The organism is Streptomyces sp. NBC_01217, assembly GCF_035994185.1.
GTDB lineage: Bacteria > Actinomycetota > Actinomycetes > Streptomycetales > Streptomycetaceae > Streptomyces.
On the sequence record NZ_CP108538.1, the window covers coordinates 1,795,157 to 1,812,444 of the forward strand.

Here is a 17,288-nt window from a genome sequence, read left to right on the forward strand (position 1 = left end):
ATCTCCCTCGGGTATCCGCTCAGGCCGACTCGTCGTAGGCAGCGAGCGCCGCGCGGGCAGCCCGCTGTGCGCTCTGCGCCAGATCCGGCGGGGAGACGATGCGCCCTTCCCCTCCGAGCCGCAGCGCCAGCCTGCGCAGCGAGGCCGGATCGGGCGTGCGCAGAGTGATCCGCAGCCCGCCGTCGGACAGCTCATCGGCGCTGTCGTGCGGGTAGTACTCGGCGACCCACCGGCCCCCGGGGCCCACCTCGACCACGACCTCCGGGTCCTCGGCCGCCGGCTGGACGAGCCCCTCGGAGAGGTCCCGAAGCTCCAGCTCGGGCGGCGCGGCCGGCGCGTCCAGCAGCCGGATCTCGGCGACCCGGTCGAGCCGGAACGTACGCCGGTCCTCGGAGGACCTGCACCAGGCCTCCATGTAGGTGTGTCCCACGGCGAACAGCCGGATCGGGTCCACCTCACGCTCGGTGAGTTCATCGCGCGCGGGCGAGTAGTAGCGCAGCCAGAGCCGGCGCCGCTCGGAGATCGCCCGGTCGACATCGGCGAAGACACCGCCCTCGGACTCGAAGATGACCGAGAGCCGCGAGCTCGCCGCTCCCACCTCACCGGCCGCGGTCTCCAGCTTCGCGGTGGCCCGCAGCAGCGCCTGCCGGTCGCTCTCGCGCAGCCCCGGCAGCGTGGCCACGGCGCGGGCGGCGACCAGGAGCGCCGTCGCCTCGTCGGCCGCGAGCCGCAGCGGCTCGGCGACGTCGTCCGGGTTGTGCCACCAGATCCGGTCGCCGTCGGTGTCGATGTCCAGCAGATCGCCGCCGCGGAAGCTCGTACCGCACATGGGCAGTACGTCGAGGTCCGAGATCAGTTCGTCCTCGGTGATCCCGAAAGCGCGGGCGACGTCCTGGACATGGGCGCCGGGGCGCTCACGCAGATACGTCACCAGGGAGAGCATCCGGCGGGTCTGGTCGATCGCGTTCGTGGCCATGAATACGGTTCCCCTCAGTCCTTGGCCACGGCGCGCAGCCGGTCCACCACATCGGCCCGCAGATCGGCGGGTTCCTGTACGACGACGTCCGGACCGAACTCGACGAGCCAGGCGTCCAGACCGTGCCCGTACGGAATCTCCAATTCCTCCCACCCGTTCCCGAGTTCACGCACCGATATGGCGCGCGAGCGCAGCGGGTATCCGGCACCGGCCCGCAGCCTGATCCGCGCGGTCCGGGTCGCCGTCTCCCCCGCCCAGCTCTCGACGGTCTCACGGACGGTCACGACGTCGGGCACCTCGACGGTGAAGGCCCCGGCCCGGGAGCGGACCCGGCCGGTGATCCGGGAGAGCCGGAACACCCGCTCGGCGCCGCGGTCCCGGTCCCAGCCGGCCAGATACCAGTGGCCGCGCCAGCACTCCAGCGTCCAGGGCTCGACATGCCGCTGCTCGGGCCGCGCGGCGTTGGCCTTGCGGTAGTCGAAAGTCACCGCGCGGCGGTCCCGGCAGGCCAGCATCAGCGGTTCGAACGCGGCCTCATGCACGGGGATACGGGGTTCGAGGGCGCTGTGCACCTCGTAGTCGTCCTCGGCCTCCGGCATGCCCGCGGCCCGCAGCTTCTGCAGCGCACCGCTGGCGGCACCGGCCAGCCGCGCCTGCTGCCAGACCTTGGCGGCCAGGCCCAGCGCGGCGGCCTCCTCGGCGTCCAGCGTGATCGGGGGCAGCCGGTTGCTGTCGCGGCGGGCGAGGTATCCCGCGTCGCCGTCCAGGTTCTCCACGGTCTCGATGACCAGACCGAGCTCGCGCAGATCATCCTTGTCGCGCTCGAACATCCGGTTGAAGGCGTCGTCGGAGCCGGCTTCCAGGTAGGCCTCGATGGAACCGCGCAGCTCGCGCTTGCTCAGCGGGCGCCGGGTCCCCAGCAGACACAGAGCCAGGTTCATCAGCCGCTCGGCCTTGGCAATCGCCATCGACGCCCTTTCTGTTTTGCTCTACGACCGTCGACCGTACCGCTAGGCGGTGTCCGGACAAAAGCGAGGGCCCGTGCCTCCAGGCACGGGCCCTCTCATCGCACGGCTGCGGATCAGACGGCGACCAGGTCGCAGACGAAGATCAGCGTCTCGCCCGGGGCGATCCGGCCGCCGGCGCCGCGGTCACCGTAGGCGAGGTGCGCGGGGATGGTCAGCTGGCGACGGCCGCCGACCTTCATGCCCTGCACGCCCTGGTCCCAGCCGGAGATGACCTGACCGACACCGAGCTGGAACTGCAGCGGGGTGCCGCGGTTCCAGGAAGCGTCGAACTCCTCGCCGGTGGAGAAGGCCACGCCCACGTAGTGGACCTTGACCATGTCGCCGGCCTTGGCGACCGCACCGTCGCCCTCCCAGATGTCCTTGATCTCCAGGTCGGCCGGCGGTTCGCCACCCGGGAAGTCGATCTCGGGCTTCTCGATGCTCACTGAATTGCTCCTCTTACTGATGAACTGGGCAACCGGAACAGTCTTACATCTTTGCCAGCAGGTCCACGGCGAACACCAGCGTGGACTTGGCGGGGATGGTCTGCTGCGCCTTGTCGCCGAAGCCCTGGTCCGGCGGGATGACCAGAAGCACGCGGCTGCCGATCTTCTTGCCGACCAGGCCGTTCTTGAGCCCCTTCAGGGTGACCTGGGCCAGCGGGAAGGTCTGCGTCTTGCCCGCCGTGTAGGTGCTGTCGAACGTCTTGCCGTCCTTCCACAGCAGGCCCACGTAGTTCACGATGACGCTGTCGGTGTCCTTCACGACGTCGCCCTTGGACTCCAGGATGTAGTTGGAGACGAGCTTCGTCGGCGGGTCGGTCTTGGTGGGGACGGTGACCTTGGGGGCCTTGCCGTCCGTGTTGGTGCCGACCTTCGGCAGGTCGATGTTGTCCTGGGCGACCTCGGTGCCCTTGGCGGACGCCGGGATCTGCGTCGCCTTCAGGACGTCCACGACGAAGACGAGCGTGGCGTTCGGCTTGATGTCGCCCTGGCCCTGCGCTCCGTAACCGAGGTCCGGCGGGATGACCAGCTGGACCCGGCTGCCGACCTTCTGGCCGACGAGGCCCTTGTCCCAGCCCTGGATGACCATGCCGGCGCCCAGCGTCAGATCGAAGGGCTGCTTGCGGTCGAAGCTGTTGTCGAACGGCTTGTCGGAGTCCCAGGACTGGCCGAGGTAGTTGACCTGGATCGCGTCGCCGTTCTTGAGCGCGGCGCCGTCGCCCTGGCTGACGACCCTGGTCTTCAGCTCCTTGGGCGGGTTCCCCTCGCCCTTGGACAGGGTGGGCTTCTCGCCGAACTTCGCGCCCGCGGTGATCGCGGGGAACCCGTCCTTGGACTCGGCGGAAGCGGAAACGGAATCGGAGCCCTTTTCGTCACCGCAGGCCGCGGTCAGCAGCAGCAGGGGGACGACGAGAAGGCCGGCAAGTCGGCGCACTGGTTCCTCAGATCTCAGACGGCACAGTTGGTTGAGTCCTCGACACTCTAGGGCGTACGCAGGGCCCCGCACGAGGAACGTACGGGGCCCGTGCCGCGTCGGGAGCCGAGGCTGTCCTGTTGCCGGCTCACATACCCGCGATCAGCTTCTCCACCCGGTCGTCCACCGAACGGAACGGGTCCTTGCACAACACCGTGCGCTGCGCCTGGTCGTTGAGCTTGAGATGGACCCAGTCGACGGTGAAGTCCCGCCGCTGCTCCTGGGCCCTGCGGATGAAGTCACCGCGCAGCCGCGCCCTGGTCGTCTGCGGGGGCACGGACTTGCCCTCGAAGATCTTCAGGTCGTTGCAGACACGGGCGGCCTGTCCCTTGCGCTCCAGCAGGTAGTACAGGCCGCGACGGCGGTGGATGTCGTGGTACGCGAGGTCTATCTGGGCGACCCGCGGATGCGACATCGTCATGTTGTGCTTGGCCCGGTACCGCTCGATGAGCTGGTACTTCATCACCCAGTCGATCTCGGTCTCGATCCGGCCGAGATCCTCGGCCTCGATCGCGTCGAGCGTACGGCCCCAGAGCTCCAGCACCTGGGCGACCGTGCCGGTGCGGATGCCCCGGCGGTCGACGAAGTCGACGGCCTTCTCGTAGTACTCGCGCTGCACCTCGATGGCGGATGCCTCGCGGCCGCTGGCCAGGCGCACCTTGCGCTGCCCCGTGGTGTCGTGACTGACCTCACGGATCGCCCGGATCGGGTTCTCCAGCGTCAGGTCCCGCATCACCGTGCCCGCCTCGATCATGCGGAGCACCAGATCGGTCGCGCCGACCTTGAGCAGCATGGTCGTCTCGGACATGTTGGAGTCACCGACGATGACATGGAGGCGGCGGTACCGCTCCGCGTCCGCGTGCGGTTCGTCACGCGTGTTGATGATCGGGCGGGAGCGCGTCGTAGCGGAGCTGACGCCCTCCCAGATGTGCTCGGCACGCTGGCTGACGCAGTAGACGGCGCCCCTCGGTGTCTGCAGCACCTTGCCCGCGCCGCAGATCAGTTGCCTCGTGACGAGGAAGGGAATGAGGATGTCCGCGAGCCGGGAGAATTCTCCGTGCCGCGCAACGAGATAGTTCTCGTGGCACCCGTAGGAGTTTCCCGCCGAGTCGGTGTTGTTCTTGAAGAGATAGACGTCGCCCGCGATTCCCTCCTCGTGCAGGCGGCGTTCGGCGTCGACGAGCAGACCTTCGAGAATGCGCTCGCCGGCCTTGTCGTGGGTGACCAGCTCGGTCAGGTTGTCGCATTCGGGGGTTGCATATTCCGGATGCGATCCCACGTCGAGGTAGAGGCGGGCGCCGTTCCGCAGAAAGACATTGCTGCTGCGGCCCCATGACACAACACGGCGGAAGAGGTAGCGCGCCACTTCATCAGGAGACAGTCGGCGCTGTCCCCTGAACGTGCACGTGACGCCGTACTCGTTCTCCAGCCCGAAAATGCGGCGGTCCATGACTGAACATTACGCCTGATGGCCTGAGCTGAAACCGGGTTCGACAGCACCGTTTCGATCATTTTCCGATCCTTGTACGGCAACGGCCGTACGCCCGGGAACTGCGAGGACCCTTCCCGTGGCCAGCAGGACCAGCAGCGCGGCCACCCCACCGGCCCCCGCGACGGCGAAGCTCCACGTCGTGCCGCCCAGTTCGACGGCCGGGCCCGCCACTGCCGTTCCGGCCGCCGCGCCGACCCCGAACGTCGTCACCAGCCAGGAGAACGCCTCGGTCACCGTGCCCCGCGGAGCGTGCCGGTCGACCACGATGAACGAGCACGCGATGGCGGGCGCCAGAAAGACTCCGGCCACTGCCGCCAGAGCGGTCATGGCGACCACTCCCGGGGTCAGCATCAGCGGCAGATAGCCCAGTGCCAGCAGCGCGACGATGACCCTCAGCCGTCGCTCCGGCGCCCCGGCCCACTGCCGCGCCCCGTACACCGTCCCGCCGACCAGCGCACCCAGCCCGAGCGCGGCCATCAGCCAGCCGTACACCGACTCGCGGCCGTGGTCGTCGGCGTACGCCACCCCGGCCACCGTGATCGAGCCGAGCGCGAGCCCGACGAAGAAGAACGAGCCGAGCAGCGCCAGCAGCCCCGGCGAGCGCAGCGCGCCCAGCCAGTGCGCCTCGCGGGGTGCCGAACGCCAGGTCCGGGAGGGCTCGGAGAGGACGACGGAGAGCGCCCCGAGGACCCCGATCACGTTGATGACGAGCAGGGCGGCGGCGGGCGACCAGAGGGAGACCAGCAGCGTCACCAGCAGCGGGCCCACCGTGAACATGACCTCCTGGGCGACGGCGTCCATCGCGTACGCCCGGTGCACCCGGTCCTCGCCGCCCAGGACGGTCGGCCACAGGGCCCGCAGACCGCCCTCCAGCGGCGGGGTGAAGACTCCGGCCACGATCACCGCCCCGTAGGCCAACGGCAGCGATCCCAGACCCACCAGGGCCAGCAGGGCCATGCCGAACGCCGACACCACGGATGCCGGGAGCTGGACGCGTGGCTGGCCGTACAGGTCCACGGCGCGGCCCAGCAGCGGCTGCCCGACCGCGGTGGAGAGCCCGTACACGGCCGCGAGCGCACCGGCGAGGGTGTAACTGCCGCCCTCGGCCCGGGTGAACAGCACGATCGCGATGTGGGCGGTGCCGTTCGGCAGCCGTCCCACCAGGGTCCCCGCCAGCAGCCGGGCGGCGTGCCGCGCCCGGAGGATGTCCAGATAGCCCGCGGCCATGTCCCGTCCCTCTCCTTCGGGCACTCTTCCGGCACCCTGAGGTTTTACGTATAACTTCGAGGTTCATACGTACCATGTGCCCAGTCCGCAGGTCCACCTCACGGCGCCTGCCCCGAGCGGCCCGGAGGCCCGAGTGACCAGCGCACCACAGCCCGCCCCGACCCGGCCCACCAGCCGCGACGTCGCGCGGGCCGCAGGCGTATCGCAGGCCACCGTCTCCCTCGTGCTCGGCGGCAAATGGCGCGGCAGGGTCTCCGGGGCCACCGCCGAGCGCGTGCGGCACACCGCGGCCGAACTCGGCTACCAGCCCAATCTCGCCGCCCGCAGTCTCCGGCTCGGCCACACCAGGACCGCACTGCTGGTCGTCCCCGCGCTCACCAGCGAATTCTTCGCGCGGGTCTACACCGGCGCCGCCGCGGTCGCAGCCGAACACGGCTTCGGGGTCGTCCTCTACCCGTCCCCGGAGGGCACCGGTCCGGCCAAGGACCCCTTCGCCTCGGCGCGCGCCTCGCTGGACGGGGTGATCGCCTCCTCCATGGCCGCCGGGGCGCTCGACGCGCTGCGCGGCGCCGGCCTGCCGCTGGTCATGCTCGACAGCGACCCCGAGGACACCGGGGTCGCGGCCCGGGTCAACCTCGACATCGCCGACGGGATGCGGCAGGTGGCGGACCATCTGCTGGCGCTCGGCCACCGCCGCTTCGTCCACCTCGCGTCGGCCGTCGACTCCTGGACCTTCGCGGTCCGTGCCCGGGCGCTCCACGACGCCGTGGGTGCGGTGCCCGGCACCTCCGTACGGACCGTCACGGCGACGCTCGACGTGCAGGCGGGGCGCGAAGGGGCGGAGCGGGCGCTCGCCGCCCCGGGTTCCCGGCCCACCGCCATCGTCTGTGACGACGACATCCTCGCGGCGGGCGCCTGCAAGGCCGCCCGCAGACTCGGGCTCCGCGTCCCCGACGACCTCTCCGTCACCGGTTTCGACGATCTGGCCCTGGCCACGGCGGTGGAACCGGAACTCACCACCGTGCAGCTGCCCGCCGAGCAGGTCGGCGAGCGCGGCATGGCGGCCCTGCTGGCGGTCCTGGACGGCCGCCCCGCCGAGCCCGGCAGTCTGCCGGTGCATCTGGTGACCCGCGGCTCCTCGGCGCCGCCGCCCGCGGACGGCCCGCGCTCATGACGGCGCCCCGGCCCGCCGGGAAGGGCGGACCGGGGCACAGACACAGCGGCGGACTACTCCACGTCCCCGCCCGAGTCGGTGGTGTCGGTGGGCTTGGCGGACTTGGTGGTGTCCGTCGTGCTCGCGGAGGACTGCGTCCCGGAGGACTCGGCCCCCTCGCCGTCCTCGATGTCGGACGGGGCGTCCGTCGGCGCGGAGCCGCCGTCGGCCTCCAGGAGCCGCGCCAGCTGCCGGCCGACGATCCGCTTGAACTTCCGCTGCTGCGGCCTCGTACGGTCCAGGACCGCCACCTCCAGCCGCTCCGCGGGGATCTCCCGCTCGCTGCCGTTGGGATCGCGGGACAGGGCCTGCACCGCCAGCTTGAGCGCCTCGGCGAGCGTCATCCCGTCCCGGTGCCGCTGGTCCAGGAAGCTGCTGATCTGCTCGGCGTTGCCGCCGACCGCGACCGAGCCGTGCTCGTCGACGATCGAGCCGTCGTGCGGCAGCCGGTAGATCTGGTCGCCCTCCGGCTCGGCGCCGACCTCGGCGACCACCAGTTCCACCTCGTACGGCTTCTCGGCCGCGCTGGAGAAGATGGTGCCCAGCGTCTGCGCATAGACGTTGGCCAGCCCACGGGCCGTCACATCGTCACGGTCGTAGGTGTATCCGCGCAGATCGGCGTAGCGCACACCACCGATGCGGAGGTTCTCGTACTCGTTGTACTTGCCGGCGGCGGCGAAACCGATCCGGTCGTAGATCTCGCTGAACTTGTGCAGCGCACGGGACGGGTTCTCGCCGACGAACACAATGCCGTCGGCGTACTGCAGCACAACCAGGCTGCGACCACGGGCGATGCCCTTCCGGGCGTATTCCGCCCGGTCGGCCATGGCCTGCTGAGGTGAGACATAGAACGGCGTCGACACCGGTTATCCGTCCCTTTCTGTCAGTGACAAGAGCATCGAAGAAGCAGCGGAACGGGGGTCAGAGCAGCGCGGCGCGCGGGCCGTCCGGCTGTTCCATCCGGCGTTCCAGGATCGAGCGGGCGATCTCGGAGGATTCCGCATCGGCCAGCTTCCGGAAGCCCTCGTCGGTGATGACGGTGACGATCGGGTAGATCCGCCGGGCCACATCTGGACCGCCGGTCGCCGAGTCGTCGTCCGCGGCGTCGTACAGCGCCTGGACGACCAGGGTGAGCGCCTCCTGCTCCGACAGATCCTCGCGGTAGAGCTTCTTCATCGAGCCACGGGCGAAGATCGACCCGGAGCCGGTGGCCGCGTAGCCCAGCTCCTCGGAACGGCCGCCGGTGACGTCGTACGAGAAGATCCGGCCCCTCTCGCGGTCGACGTCGAAGCCCGCGAAGAGCGGCACGACGGCAAGTCCCTGCATGGCCATCGCCAGATTGCTGCGGATCATCGTGGAGAGCCGGTTCGCCTTGCCCTCCAGGGAGAGCTGGGCGCCCTCGACCTTCTCGAAGTGCTCCAGTTCCAGCTGGAAGAGCTTGACCATCTCCACCGCGAGACCAGCCGTGCCGGCGATGCCCACCGCCGAATACTCGTCGGCCGGGAAGACCTTCTCGATGTCGCGCTGCGCGATCATGTTGCCCATGGTCGCCCGCCGGTCGCCGGCCAGCACCACACCGCCCGGGAACGTCGCCGCGACGATGGTCGTGCCGTGCGGCGCCTCGATGGCGCCCTGCAGGGGCGGCAGGTTCCGGTTGCCCGGGAGCATCGCCGGAGCCTGGTCGGACAGGAAGTCCATGAACGAGGACGATCCCGGCGTCAGGAAGGCAGCTGGTAGACGCCCGGTGCTACGAGTGTTGGCTTCCACGCGTTTCCCTCCACGTATGCGGCTGCACGCCTTATGGCATCCGGCCGATCCTTGAGCTGCCCCAGGGCTGCGTTGCAGCTGAAGCACAGTACGCCACGGACCCTACCCGTCTCATGACAGTGATCCACATGCTCGGCCGGAGCAGTGAGACAGATACAGCGCACACCCTGCTGAGCGGCGATCAATGCGTCCAACTCGGCCGGAGTGAGGCCATACTTACGCTGGAAGCAACTGATCCGATTTCGCTCCGCCCGGCATGCGCGACAGTAGCTCGACCGGCCGTCAGAAGACGATTTGTCGCGTTCCCACTGATCGTGCGATTTGACCTCGCCGTACCGCGGGCAACGCTTGTGTCCCCGCGGCACCGGCACCTTCACCCGAACAGCCTTACCCTTGGCCTCCTGACGTTGCTGGTAGTACTCGGCCGAGCACTTCCGGCAATGCGCCTGGAGGCCATCTCGCATGGCCTTGTTGCTAGCGAAGGACTCCCTCGGCAGGGTCTTTCGGCAGCGAGGACACTTCCTCCCTGCGGAAATTTCGGACATTAAGTCCTATTCCCCGCCCTTCTGGACAAATGACCTCACGAAATCCTCGGCATTCTCTTCCAGGACGTCATCGATCTCGTCCAGAACCGAGTCGACATCGTCGCTCAGCTTCTCCTGGCGCTCCTTGAGGTCCTCGGACGCCTGCGCGTCCTGCGCCTGCTCCTCGACCTCCTCGGTGGAGCGCGTCGCCTTCTGCTGTCCGCCGCCGGTGTCCTTGGTCGCCATTTAGCTCACCCCGCTCGGTTCGAAGCACTCGGTTCGAAGCACTTGATCAGACCCTACCCACGGGGTCCGACATTGGCCCGGTAGTTGTCTCAACGTCCGGGGGTCATCACGATGTTTCCCCGATCGCGGCCGTTTCAGCCGCCCGACAGCACCTGGACCAGCTCCTCCGCCGTGCGGCAGCGGTCCAGCAGCTCCTTGACGTGATTACGGGTGCCGCGGAGCGGTTCCAGGGTGGGTACCCGCTGCAGTGAGTCATGACCGGGCAGATCGAAGATCACCGAGTCCCACGAGGCCGCGGCCACGTCGTCCGCGTACTGCTCCAGGCAGCGGCCGCGGAAATAGGCCCTGGTGTCCTCCGGAGGCTTCGTACGGGCCTTCTCGACCTCACCCTCGTCCAGCAGGCGCTTCATCTTCCCGCGGGCCGCCAGACGGTTGTACAGGCCCTTCTCGGCCCTCACGTCGGCGTACTGGAGATCCACCAGGTGCAGCCGCGCCGCGTCCCAGTCCAGGTCGTCCCGGCGGCGGTAGCCCTCCATGAGCTCCCGCTTGGCGATCCAGTCGAGCTCGCCGGACAGGCTCATCGGATCGTTCTCCAGCCGGTTGAGGGTGTCCTCCCACCGAATCAGGACGTCCTTGGTCTGCTCGTCGGCGTCCACCCCGTACCGCTCCTCGACGTACTTGCGGCCCAGCTCGAAGTACTCCATCTGGAGCTGTACCGCGGTGAGGGTACGGCCGCTGCGCAGCGTGATCAGATGCTTCAGCGACGGGTCGTGGGAGACATGGTGCAGGGTGCGCACCGGCTGGTCGACCGCGAGATCCACGTTGATGAAGCCGTCCTCGATCATCGAGAGGACCAGGGCGGTGGTGCCGAGCTTGAGGTAGGTGGAGATCTCCGAGAGGTTCGCGTCGCCGATGATCACATGGAGCCGGCGGTACTTCTCGGCGTCGGAGTGGGGCTCGTCGCGGGTGTTGATGATGGGGCGCTTGAGGGTGGTCTCCAGGCCGACCTCGACCTCGAAGTAGTCGGCGCGCTGACTGATCTGGAAGCCGTGTTCGTGGCCGTCCTGGCCGAGTCCCACGCGTCCCGCACCGGTGACCACCTGGCGGGAGACGAAGAACGGGGTCAGATGGCGCACGATGTCGGAGAAGGGGGTCTCCCGCTTCATCAGATAGTTCTCGTGCGTGCCGTACGAGGCGCCCTTGTTGTCGGTGTTGTTCTTGTAGAGGTGGATCGGCTGGGCGCCGGGAAGCTGGGCCGCGCGTTCGGCCGCTTCGGCCATGACGCGTTCGCCGGCCTTGTCCCAGAGGACCGCGTCCCGCGGATTGGTGACCTCGGGGGAGCTGTATTCGGGGTGTGCGTGGTCCACGTAGAGGCGGGCCCCGTTGGTGAGGATGACATTGGCGAGGCCGATGTCCTCGTCGGTGAGCTGGCTGGAGTCCGCGGTCTCGCGGGCGAGATCGAAACCTCGCGCGTCCCGCAGCGGGTTCTCCTCCTCGAAGTCCCAGCGGGCGCGGCGCGCCCGGTGCATCGCCGCTGCGTAGGCGTTGACGATCTGGGATGAGGTGAGCATGGCATTGGCGTTGGGGTGGCCGGGGACGGAGATCCCGTACTCCGTCTCGATGCCCATTACTCGCCGTACGGTCATGCGGCCCTCCTTGCCCGGCGGCGCTCCCTTGAGGGGGCGGCGCTCAAGTACCGCTGCTTGTCCGGTGCGTGTGCGGTGCCCGTCCCCGCACTGCGCGACCGGGCGGTACGCACGAGCCTAGAGCGACTCCGCGCCGACGGGGAGATCAATTACGTCATTGCTGCGGTGTCGCGTCGGCTGTCCGGAAAGCAACCGGCTGCGGATGCCCGGCCGGGCATCCGCAGCCGGTCTGCGTTCTACAGGTACTGCCCGGTATTCGCCACCGTGTCGATGGACCGACCGGTGTCTGCGCCCTGCTTTCCGGTGACGAGCGTACGGATGAAGACGATCCGCTCGCCCTTCTTGCCGGAGATCCTGGCCCAGTCGTCCGGGTTGGTGGTGTTCGGCAGGTCCTCGTTCTCCTTGAACTCATCCACGCATGCCTGGAGGAGATGGGAGACGCGAAGGCCCTTCTGGCCCTGGTCGAGGAAGGCCTTGATGGCCATCTTCTTGGCCCGGTCGACGATGTTCTGGATCATCGCGCCGGAATTGAAGTCCTTGAAGTAGAGGACTTCCTTGTCGCCGTTGGCGTACGTGACCTCGAGGAAGCGGTTCTCCTCGGACTCGGTGTACATCCGCTCGACGACCGACTGGATCATGGCGTGCGTGGCGGCTTCCTTGGAGCCGGTGTGCTCCGAGAGGTCGTCCGCGTGCAGCGGCAGCGAAGGCGTGAGGTACTTCGCGAAGATGTCCTTCGCGGCCTCCGCGTCCGGACGCTCGATCTTGATCTTCACATCGAGGCGACCGGGTCGCAGGATCGCGGGGTCGATCATGTCCTCGCGGTTGGAGGCGCCGATGACGATGACGTTCTCCAGGCCCTCGACGCCGTCGATCTCGGCGAGCAGCTGGGGGACGATGGTGTTCTCCACGTCCGAGCTGACGCCGGATCCCCGGGTGCGGAACAGGGACTCCATCTCGTCGAAGAAGACGATGACGGGGGTGCCCTCGCTCGCCTTCTCACGGGCACGCTGGAAGACCAGGCGGATGTGTCGCTCGGTCTCGCCGACGTACTTGTTCAGGAGTTCCGGGCCCTTGATGTTGAGGAAGTAGCTCTTGCCCGCGGGCTGCCCGGTGACTTCGGCGACCTTCTTGGCAAGGGAGTTGGCCACTGCCTTGGCGATGAGTGTCTTGCCGCAGCCGGGCGGGCCGTAGAGCAGGATGCCCTTCGGCGGCCGCAGTTCGTGTTCCTTGAAGAGGTCGGGGTGGAGGTAGGGGAGCTCGACCGCGTCCCGGATCAGCTCGATCTGGTCGCCCAGGCCGCCGATCTTGTCGTAGTCGATGTCCGGTACCTCTTCGAGGACGAGCTCTTCGACCTCGCTCTTGGGGACCACTTCGTAGACGTAGCCGGACCTGGGTTCGAGCAGCAGGGCGTCGCCGGGGCGGATGGTGATGTCCAGCAGCGGCTCGGCGAGCCGCACCACCCGTTCCTCGTCGGTGTGCCCGATGACCAGGGCGCGCTCGCCGTCCTCAAGGATCTCCTTGAGGGTGACGATGTCCCCGGCCCGCTCGAATTCCATGGCGTCGACCACATTGAGCGCTTCGTTGAGCATGACTTCCTGGCCGCGCCGGAGGTCGTCGAGCTCGACGCTGGGGCTGACATTCACCCGGAGCTTGCGGCCCCCGGTGAAGATGTCGCAGGTGCCGTCCTCATTGCCCTGCAAGAACACGCCGAAACCGGCCGGCGGCTGTGCGAGCCGGTCGACTTCTTCCTTGAGGGCCACGATCTGGTCGCGGGCCTCGCGGAGCGTATTGGCGAGCCGCTCGTTCTGCGCGGACACGCCTGCCAGGTTGGTCTGCAACTCGACGATCCGCTCTTCGAGAATCCTCGTATGGCGCGGAGAGTCGGCGAGCTTACGTCGCAGGACGGCGATTTCCTGCTCGAGATAGGCGACCTGGCCGGCTGGGTCTTCGGACCCCCGCCCGGGCCGGATGCCGCGGTTGATGTCGTCGTCGTGGGCTGCCACGGTCCTCACCTCCTCCAAGGGGAGCTGGACGCTTCCTGACCCTACCTGGGTGGGTGATGATTGAAACCCCTAGATCACAAAGACTGCGGGGCGTGTCCGATCTTCACCCTTGCGTTCCCCCTCGTGTCAGGGCAATACCCACCCTTCAACATCGGAAAGCGGCCGGTTGTATCGTCGAACCGTTCAACACCCGTCAGGGCTGGCTACTTTTGGTCCGGATTTGCAGAAAACGGCAGGAGAAATGACCGTGCAGCAGGACGCTCCCACCGGCGGCGACACTCAGGACCTGGAGGTCTGGATCGACCAGGACCTCTGTACGGGAGACGGTATCTGCGTGCAGTACGCACCTGAGGTGTTCGAGCTGGACATCGACGGTCTGGCGTATGTGAAGAGCGGCGACGACGAGCTGCTGCAGGACAAGGGCGCGACGACGCCCGTACCGCTGCCGCTCCTGCAGGACGTGGTCGATTCGGCCAAGGAGTGCCCGGGCGACTGCATCCACGTACGTCGTGTTTCGGACAGCGTCGAGGTGTACGGTCCCGAGGCCGCCTGATCGGGCGGCTCCGGGCGGGCGATTCCGGGCGAGCGGTCACTTTCAGTGACCGTTCAGGCGTTGCTCGGGGCGGTCTCCGTGCTGCGGACGAAGGCGCCGCCCCGCCACTGCCAGCTGGCCTTCTCCTGCTGGTCGGGACAGCAGCGCGGCACCGCGGCCGAGGAGTAGCCGAGCAGGGTGGCGGAGATGATTCCGTCACGCACCGCGAATTCGCCGACGCTCATCTTCTGGGCGGGGTCCACCAGGGTCGCCACGACCCGGGGTGCGGCCCCGCTTCCCTGTGTCAGGACGTAGACGCCGCTGGGCGGGGTGCCGGAGCCGGCCGCGCAGTGGACCACGGCGACGGTCTCGGGGCGGCCGTCGCCGTCGAGGTCACCGGGCGCCTGCCTGGCCACGGTGTTCTCCAGCCCCCCGCAGTCCAGGGGGAAGACCGCCCGTTCCGGGTCGGGTGCGGCGACGGGCGCGGTGCCGTGCTGCGCGGTGGTGCCGTGCGGGGTCGACGCGGAGGCCGTGGCCGTGGGGTCCGGCTGGAGCGTGCCGGCAGCTGCGATGACGGCGGCCATGGCCGTCGCCGTGGCGAGCCAGTGCAGCAGCTTGGTGTCGGTGTGCGCGAGGTCCGGGAGCTCGGAGGTCTGCACGCGGGATGTCTCCTGTGGTTCCTGTGGTTCGAGTGCGCCCGGGTGGGCGGCGCCGCCGGTGGTGCGTCCGCGGCGGCGTGGGGGTGGCCAGCATCGTGCCACACCTCACAGGACAGGGGAACGGTGGGGTCGGCACGGATGCTCCCGTGCAGGAGCAACGAAAAGGCGCCGCCGCCGAGTTCCCGGGTCGGTCCGGGAACTCGGCGGCGGCGCCGGTATGTTGTGCGGCTCAGCCGCGGGAGGAGCCGCTCTGGCTGCCGGGACCGTCGTAGTCCTCGCCGTAGGCGCCCTTCGCGGGACGGCGGCGGCGCAGCGGGGCCTCCACACCGTCGGCCAGGCGGCGGGCGGTGACGAGGAAGCCGGTGTGGCCGATCATGCGGTGGTCCGGGCGAACGGCCAGGCCCTCGACGTGCCAGTTGCGGATCATCGATTCCCAGGGCTGCGGTTCGGCGAAGCAGCCGATCTCGCGGATGGACTCGACGGTCCGCGCGAGCTGGGTGGTGGTCGCGACGTACGCGCAGAGGATGCCACCGGGCACGAGCGCCTTGGAGACGGCCTCCAGGCACTCCCAGGGGGCCAGCATGTCCAGGACGACACGGTCGACGTCGGTGTCCGAGAGGTTGTCCTGGAGGTCGCCGACAGTGAGCTGCCAGGCAGGGTGCGGTTCGCCGAAGTAGCGTTCCACGTTCTGCTGGGCGATCTCGGCGAAGTCCTCGCGGCGCTCGTAGGAGTGCAGCATGCCCTGGTCGCCGATGGCGCGCAGCAGGAAGGTGGAGAGCGAGCCGGAGCCGACCCCGGCCTCCACGACGCGGGCGCCGGGGAAGATGTCGGCGAAGGCCAGGATCTGCCCCGCGTCCTTGGGGTAGACCACGGCGGCGCCGCGGGGCATGGACAGGACGTAGTCGGGGAGCAGGGGACGCAGCGCGAGGTAGGCGACGTTTCCCGTGGTTCGGACCACACTGCCCTCGGGGGCACCGATCAGCTCGTCGTGCGGGAAAGAACCCTTGTGGGTGTGGAAATTCTTTCCGGCTTCGAGCGTGAAGGTGTAGTGGCGTCCCTTGGGATCGGTGAGCTGGACCTGGTCCCCGACCTTGAAGGGCCCGCGTCGGCGGGCGGCACCGGTCGGTTCAGACATGTGACCAGCGTACCGGTGTTTCCCGGGGCTCCGACCGCGAGCCGGGGCCGGGTCCTTGCGGTCAGGCGGCGGGCCTCGCCAGGGCGGCGACGAATGCCCGTTCGACGTCGGATGTGGACAGCACGCCGTAGATCTCGCCGGTCTCCTCAAGGACGAGGTATTCGGTGGCGGGACTGGCCTTGAGCCTGTCCAGGAGCTCCTCGCCGGCCAGTTCGGCGGAGATCTTCATGCCCTCGGTGAGGTCCTGGGCGAGGCTGCTGACGGCGACCCAGGGGCGGCGGTGTTCGGGGACGGAGACGATGGCCGTCTCCCGGACGACGCTGCGGGGTTCGCCGAGCCCGTCGACGACGACGAGGGCGCGGGCGCCGGCTTCGTTGGCGCGGCGCAGGGCCTCGGAGAGCGGGGTGGCGGCCTCCACCGGGACCGCGCGCCGGGTGAGGGTGCGGGCGCGCAGTTCGGGGAGGTGTTCGCGCAGGCGCGCCATGCGCAGGCTGTTGCCCGCCCCGGTCCAGATGATGGCGGCGAGGACGGCGGCGAGCAGCGCGTCGGTGACGGTGTCGAAGCCGCTGAGGTCCTGGGGGTTGTTCCCGAAGGCGCCGGTGTGGGTGAGCAGCGGGAGGCCGAAGAGGGTGATGACGGCGAGCGCGCGGCCGACCCAGGCGGCGGCGACGGTGCCGCTCATCGGCCGGCCGGTGATCTTCCATACGACGGCGCGGAGCATGCGTCCGCCGTCGAGCGGGAGGCCGGGCAGCAGGTTGAAGGCGGCCACCAGGAGGTTGGAGATCATCAGTCCGGCGAGGAGGACACCGGGCACGGTGCCGGGCTCGACGAACGCCATCCCGGCGTAGAAGACACCCGCGAGCACCAGGGAGAGCAGGGGGCCCACGAAGGCGAGTACGAATTCGCGGCCCGGGGTCTCGGACTCCTTCTCGATCTCGGAGACGCCGCCGAAGAACTGGAGCTGGATACGGCGCACCGGCAGTTTGTAGCGCAGCGCGACGACCGTGTGGGCGAGCTCGTGGACGAGTACGGAGGCGTAGAAGGCGATCGCGAAGAAGAGGGAGACCAGATAGCGCGCCGCGCCGAGCTCGGGCAGCACCCGGTCGAGCTGGCCGCCGAAGACCCACGTGATCAGGGCGGCCACGAGGAACCAGCTGGGCGCGACGTACACGGGCACACCGAAGGGACGGCCCATGAGCAGGCCGCCGCCGGGCTCTTCGGGGCGCCGCGGCTCGCCCTTGTCGGGGCCGGCGCCGGGAACCGATCCCCCTGCGCCGGGCTGCGGCCGCCCGCTGTCGCCGCTCTCGTCCACGGGGTCCCTTCGGTCGGTGCCGTACGGCACGATCATGCAGTGTTCGAGGGTGTGTGGTCGATGGTATGCCGCC

At 68.9% G+C, this 17,288-nt stretch carries 17 protein-coding genes; 2 read left to right on the forward strand and 15 right to left on the reverse strand.

What is annotated here, in order from left to right; genetic code table 11:
- Positions 1–19 precede the first annotated feature (19 nt).
- The 6 genes from OG507_RS07785 to OG507_RS07810 all read right to left on the reverse strand — a co-directional run bounded on the left by OG507_RS07785 (position 20) and on the right by OG507_RS07810 (position 6,178).
- The gene (locus tag OG507_RS07785; protein WP_327366405.1) at positions 20–976 is read right to left on the reverse strand and encodes a helix-turn-helix transcriptional regulator; all 957 of its coding nucleotides are present in this window, start codon (positions 974–976) and stop codon (positions 20–22) included.
- A 14-nt stretch (positions 977–990) separates the two neighbouring features.
- A complete protein-coding gene (locus tag OG507_RS07790) occupies positions 991–1,944 on the reverse strand; it encodes a helix-turn-helix transcriptional regulator (RefSeq protein WP_327366406.1) in 954 nt (317 codons plus the stop codon).
- Between the two features lie 113 nt (positions 1,945–2,057).
- Entirely contained in the window at positions 2,058–2,429 is a 372-nt protein-coding gene (locus OG507_RS07795) for an FKBP-type peptidyl-prolyl cis-trans isomerase (protein ID WP_266987638.1), read from the reverse strand.
- Between the two features lie 43 nt (positions 2,430–2,472).
- Positions 2,473–3,420: an FKBP-type peptidyl-prolyl cis-trans isomerase gene (locus tag OG507_RS07800; protein WP_327366407.1), complete on the reverse strand. Its 948-nt coding sequence runs from the start codon at positions 3,418–3,420 to the stop codon at positions 2,473–2,475.
- 127 nt (positions 3,421–3,547) lie between these two features.
- A complete protein-coding gene (gene pafA / locus OG507_RS07805; RefSeq protein WP_327366408.1) occupies positions 3,548–4,909 on the reverse strand; it encodes a Pup--protein ligase in 1,362 nt (453 codons plus the stop codon).
- A 9-nt stretch (positions 4,910–4,918) separates the two neighbouring features.
- Positions 4,919–6,178 (reverse strand): MFS transporter, encoded by a 1,260-nt coding sequence (locus tag OG507_RS07810; protein WP_327366409.1) that lies wholly within the window; start codon positions 6,176–6,178, stop codon positions 4,919–4,921.
- Between the two features lie 133 nt (positions 6,179–6,311).
- Here OG507_RS07810 and OG507_RS07815 point away from each other — a divergent pair, with 133 nt between their 5' ends.
- Complete coding sequence (locus OG507_RS07815) at positions 6,312–7,352, forward strand: LacI family DNA-binding transcriptional regulator (RefSeq protein ID WP_327366410.1); 1,041 nt, start codon at positions 6,312–6,314, stop codon at positions 7,350–7,352.
- Positions 7,353–7,405: 53 nt separating this feature from the next.
- Here OG507_RS07815 and prcA read toward each other — a convergent pair whose 3' ends face one another.
- From prcA to arc, 6 genes are all read right to left on the reverse strand, one after another.
- On the reverse strand, positions 7,406–8,254 hold the full coding sequence (gene prcA, locus OG507_RS07820) for a proteasome subunit alpha (protein ID WP_327366411.1): 849 nt from the start codon (positions 8,252–8,254) through the stop codon (positions 7,406–7,408).
- Between the two features lie 58 nt (positions 8,255–8,312).
- On the reverse strand, positions 8,313–9,158 hold the full coding sequence (gene prcB / locus OG507_RS07825) for a proteasome subunit beta (RefSeq protein ID WP_327366413.1): 846 nt from the start codon (positions 9,156–9,158) through the stop codon (positions 8,313–8,315).
- The gene (locus OG507_RS07830; protein ID WP_327366414.1) at positions 9,110–9,703 is read right to left on the reverse strand and encodes an endonuclease VII domain-containing protein; all 594 of its coding nucleotides are present in this window, start codon (positions 9,701–9,703) and stop codon (positions 9,110–9,112) included. The genes prcB and OG507_RS07830 overlap by 49 nt, the downstream gene beginning before the upstream one ends.
- Positions 9,704–9,709: 6 nt before the next feature.
- A complete protein-coding gene (locus OG507_RS07835; RefSeq protein ID WP_011027899.1) occupies positions 9,710–9,928 on the reverse strand; it encodes a ubiquitin-like protein Pup in 219 nt (72 codons plus the stop codon).
- Positions 9,929–10,062: 134 nt separating this feature from the next.
- Entirely contained in the window at positions 10,063–11,574 is a 1,512-nt protein-coding gene (gene dop / locus OG507_RS07840) for a depupylase/deamidase Dop (RefSeq protein WP_442810955.1), read from the reverse strand.
- A gap of 236 nt (positions 11,575–11,810) precedes the next feature.
- Positions 11,811–13,577 (reverse strand): proteasome ATPase, encoded by a 1,767-nt coding sequence (gene arc / locus OG507_RS07845; protein ID WP_327366416.1) that lies wholly within the window; start codon positions 13,575–13,577, stop codon positions 11,811–11,813.
- Positions 13,578–13,818: 241 nt separating this feature from the next.
- On the opposite strand from arc, the gene OG507_RS07850 reads away from it, so the two are divergent.
- A complete protein-coding gene (locus tag OG507_RS07850; protein ID WP_327366418.1) occupies positions 13,819–14,130 on the forward strand; it encodes a ferredoxin in 312 nt (103 codons plus the stop codon).
- Between the two features lie 53 nt (positions 14,131–14,183).
- Here the strand turns inward: OG507_RS07850 and OG507_RS07855 are convergent, their stop codons facing one another.
- The 3 genes from OG507_RS07855 to OG507_RS07865 all read right to left on the reverse strand — a co-directional run bounded on the left by OG507_RS07855 (position 14,184) and on the right by OG507_RS07865 (position 17,215).
- Complete coding sequence (locus OG507_RS07855; RefSeq protein WP_327366419.1) at positions 14,184–14,768, reverse strand: hypothetical protein; 585 nt, start codon at positions 14,766–14,768, stop codon at positions 14,184–14,186.
- Between the two features lie 229 nt (positions 14,769–14,997).
- Complete coding sequence (locus tag OG507_RS07860; RefSeq protein WP_124718703.1) at positions 14,998–15,903, reverse strand: tRNA (adenine-N1)-methyltransferase; 906 nt, start codon at positions 15,901–15,903, stop codon at positions 14,998–15,000.
- A 61-nt stretch (positions 15,904–15,964) separates the two neighbouring features.
- On the reverse strand, positions 15,965–17,215 hold the full coding sequence (locus OG507_RS07865) for a site-2 protease family protein (RefSeq protein ID WP_327371896.1): 1,251 nt from the start codon (positions 17,213–17,215) through the stop codon (positions 15,965–15,967).
- Between the last annotated feature and the right edge of the window lie 73 nt (positions 17,216–17,288).

What these genes read in the sequence shown, in the direction of transcription:
- OG507_RS07785 (WP_327366405.1), bottom strand. Translation starts at nt 976, where the DNA reads ATGGCCACGAACGCGATCGACCAGACCCGCCGGATGCTCTCCCTGGTG.
- OG507_RS07790 (WP_327366406.1), bottom strand. Translation starts at nt 1,944, where the DNA reads ATGGCGATTGCCAAGGCCGAGCGGCTGATGAACCTGGCTCTGTGTCTG.
- pafA (WP_327366408.1), bottom strand. Translation starts at nt 4,909, where the DNA reads ATGGACCGCCGCATTTTCGGGCTGGAGAACGAGTACGGCGTCACGTGC.
- OG507_RS07810 (WP_327366409.1), bottom strand. Translation starts at nt 6,178, where the DNA reads ATGGCCGCGGGCTATCTGGACATCCTCCGGGCGCGGCACGCCGCCCGG.
- OG507_RS07830 (WP_327366414.1), bottom strand. Translation starts at nt 9,703, where the DNA reads ATGTCCGAAATTTCCGCAGGGAGGAAGTGTCCTCGCTGCCGAAAGACC.
- OG507_RS07835 (WP_011027899.1), bottom strand. Translation starts at nt 9,928, where the DNA reads ATGGCGACCAAGGACACCGGCGGCGGACAGCAGAAGGCGACGCGCTCC.
- dop (WP_442810955.1), bottom strand. Translation starts at nt 11,574, where the DNA reads ATGACCGTACGGCGAGTAATGGGCATCGAGACGGAGTACGGGATCTCC.
- OG507_RS07850 (WP_327366418.1), top strand. Translation starts at nt 13,819, where the DNA reads ATGACCGTGCAGCAGGACGCTCCCACCGGCGGCGACACTCAGGACCTG.
- OG507_RS07860 (WP_124718703.1), bottom strand. Translation starts at nt 15,903, where the DNA reads ATGTCTGAACCGACCGGTGCCGCCCGCCGACGCGGGCCCTTCAAGGTC.